The sequence below is a fragment of the Methylobacterium crusticola genome (genome assembly GCF_003574465.1).
Classification (GTDB): Bacteria; Pseudomonadota; Alphaproteobacteria; order Rhizobiales; family Beijerinckiaceae; genus Methylobacterium; species Methylobacterium crusticola.
Genome location: NZ_KZ984689.1, coordinates 1 through 2270, shown reverse-complemented (window position 1 = coordinate 2270; position 2270 = coordinate 1). Strand labels below are relative to the sequence as shown.

The 2270-nt window shown below is 79.2% G+C and carries 2 protein-coding genes; one reads left to right on the top strand and one right to left on the bottom strand.

Annotated features, from left to right (window positions below):
* Nucleotides 1-53: 53 nt before the first annotated feature.
* Nucleotides 54-491: a hypothetical protein gene (locus DT057_RS36655; RefSeq protein WP_238313477.1), complete on the bottom strand. Its 438-nt coding sequence runs from the start codon at nucleotides 489-491 to the stop codon at nucleotides 54-56.
* Between DT057_RS36655 and DT057_RS36650 the strand changes: the two genes are divergently transcribed.
* The gene (locus tag DT057_RS36650; protein WP_238313517.1) at nucleotides 454-591 is read left to right on the top strand and encodes a LacI family transcriptional regulator; all 138 of its coding nucleotides are present in this window, start codon (nucleotides 454-456) and stop codon (nucleotides 589-591) included. The two genes, DT057_RS36655 and DT057_RS36650, sit on opposite strands and share 38 nt — an antisense overlap.
* Nucleotides 592-2270 lie beyond the last annotated feature (1679 nt).

Here is a 2270-nt window from a genome sequence, read left to right as displayed (position 1 = left end):
GGTGCGGGAGCTTCCCGCGGCCGTGTGATCCCCCCGGCAGGGGCCTGCGCGCCTCAGGCGGCGCGCCGCTTGAGCAGCCCCGCGCGCAGCGCCGTGACGGCGGTGCCGACGGCGAGGGCCGCCCGGGCGCCGGCGACGTGCGTCACGGCGTTCGGGATCGGCAGCAGCGGGTCGGCGGCCGCGAAGGGAATCGCCCCCTCGGTGATGAAGGCGGCGCCCAGCACGGCGGCGCCGCCGCCGGCCTCCCGCTCGGGCGCGCTGAAGCGGGACGCGAGGAGCCGCGTCGCGAGCGCGAGGCCGAGGTGCTGCGCCGGTTCGCCCGGCCCGGCCGGCCCGAGGCCCCGATCCTCTCGAACGGCCTGCTCCTGACGGGCGCCGTGCGGGCGGCCCGGGCCGCCCGCGGGCTTCGACAACGAGCCCTGGACCGAGCCGGCGGAGCCGGGCCTCACCGCGATCGAGCAGCCCGTGGCCGAGATCGGCGCCCCGGCCATGAGCCTCCCGTTCGACCGGCTGGCGAACCCGGGCCGGCCGGTGCGCAAGGTCGTGCCGAGCGGGCGCCCGGTGCTGCGGGGCGCGACGCGGCGCTCCTGACGGGGGTGCGGCGGGCTATCCCGGCGGCGGGCTCCCGGCGCTGCGGGCCTCGGGCGCGGGCGGCGCCTCGGGGGCGGGGGCGGGCCGCTCGGGGGCGGCGCTCTCGGGGTAGCGGGCCCGGTAGCCGCGCAGGAAGGCCGTGAGGGTGTCGGCGTTCGCGGCCCGGCGCGCGAGGTCCCGGAACGCCGCGGTGCCGCTGGCGTTCGGCATGGTCACGAGCGCGAAGGTGTGGGCATCGGGGCTCTCGGCCATCTTCGGGGTGTACTTCGCCCGCAGCCGGTCGAGGTTCAGCGTCTCGTCCGCGAGCGCGTAGGCGATCGCCGCCCGCATCACGTCGGCGCGCTCGGCATCGGCGAGGCCCCCGGGCTCGCGCCAGCGCACCCCGAGCATCGCCTCGTGGGCCTCCCCGGCCTCGCGCCAGCGCCGGGCGCCCCACAGGATGTCGGCGCGCAGGCGCGTCGCCTCCGGGCCGTCGCCGCCCTCCAGGAGCTCGAGCGCGAGGTCGGTGCGGGAGAGGTCCGAGAGGGCCCGGGCCTCGAGGAGCAGGCGCGCGTCCNTCGACTGGAGGGCGCGCAGCGCCTGGAGCGGGTCGCCGTCCATCAGCCGGATGGTGGCGAGGCGCGCCGCCACGGTCGCCCGGGCGGCGCCCGTGAGGCGCTGGTCGACCTGGTGCTGGAGGAGCTCGCCGGCGGCGTCGAGGAGGTCGAGGGCGACGAGCCGGTCGGCGAGCCGGCGGACGATCTCGTCGCCCTGGCGACCGATGGGCGTGAACTCCTTGAAGTCGAAGTAGAGCGCCAGCGCCTCGATCCGCCCGAGGCTCGCGCCCCTGTCGCCGAGGAACAGCGCGGCGAACAGTGCCACCGTGTCCTCGTGCAGGGAGCGGGTCGCCGGGTGGTCCGGGAACAGCCGGTTGGCCTTGCGGGCGGTCGCGAAGGCGTCGCGCCAGCGCCCGGTGCCGGCGTAGAGCCGGCCGAGCCGCGCCAGGGTCTCGGCCTCGACCTCGCCGCCGTGCCAGGTCAGGGCGAGGCGCTCCAGCCGGTCGACGGCGCCCTCCGGCGTCAGGGTGCCGGCGGCGCGGCCGAGGTCGACGAGGCGCAGCGCCGCCTGGGCGGCGACCGGGCGCTCGGCCTCGTCGGCGAGGCGCCGGTACTCGCGCTGGGCCGCCGCCTCCTGGCCGATCGCCTCCGCGAAGCGCGCCTTGAGGAACGCCGCCGTGTCGCGGGTGAGCGGGGTGTCGGCGAGCGGGCCCGCGACCGTGAGCGCCCGCTGCGCGAAGGCCGGGTCCTTGGCGTCCAGCGCCACCTGGGCGGCGGTGAGGAGGAGCGGGAGCTGCAGGTCCTCCGGATAGGCCTCGATCACCGGCTGGCCGGCCTTGAAGGCGGCCAGCGCCGCCGGCCCGCGGCCGCTGCGGGCGTCGATCATGGCGCGCCAGAGCCGTACCTCCGGGTCCTGCGCCATCTTCGCGTCGCCCGCCAGGAACCCGGCGGCCTGCGGGTCGCGCCGCAGCCGGATCGCCGCCAGGGCCGCCAGCACCCGGGCCGGGCGCTCCGCCGCCAGGGCCGCGTCGTCCCGCGCCGCGAAGGCCAGGACGGCGGCCGCCTCGGCGTCGAAGCCGTTGGCGAGGAGGACCCGCGCGAGGTCGAGGCGCGCGGCGGAGCGGGCCGGGCGCTCGGCCGCCG

Coding starts and splice junctions, on each gene's coding strand:
- DT057_RS36655 (WP_238313477.1), bottom strand. CDS start 491: ATGGCCGGGGCGCCGATCTCGGCCACGGGCTGCTCGATCGCGGTGAGG.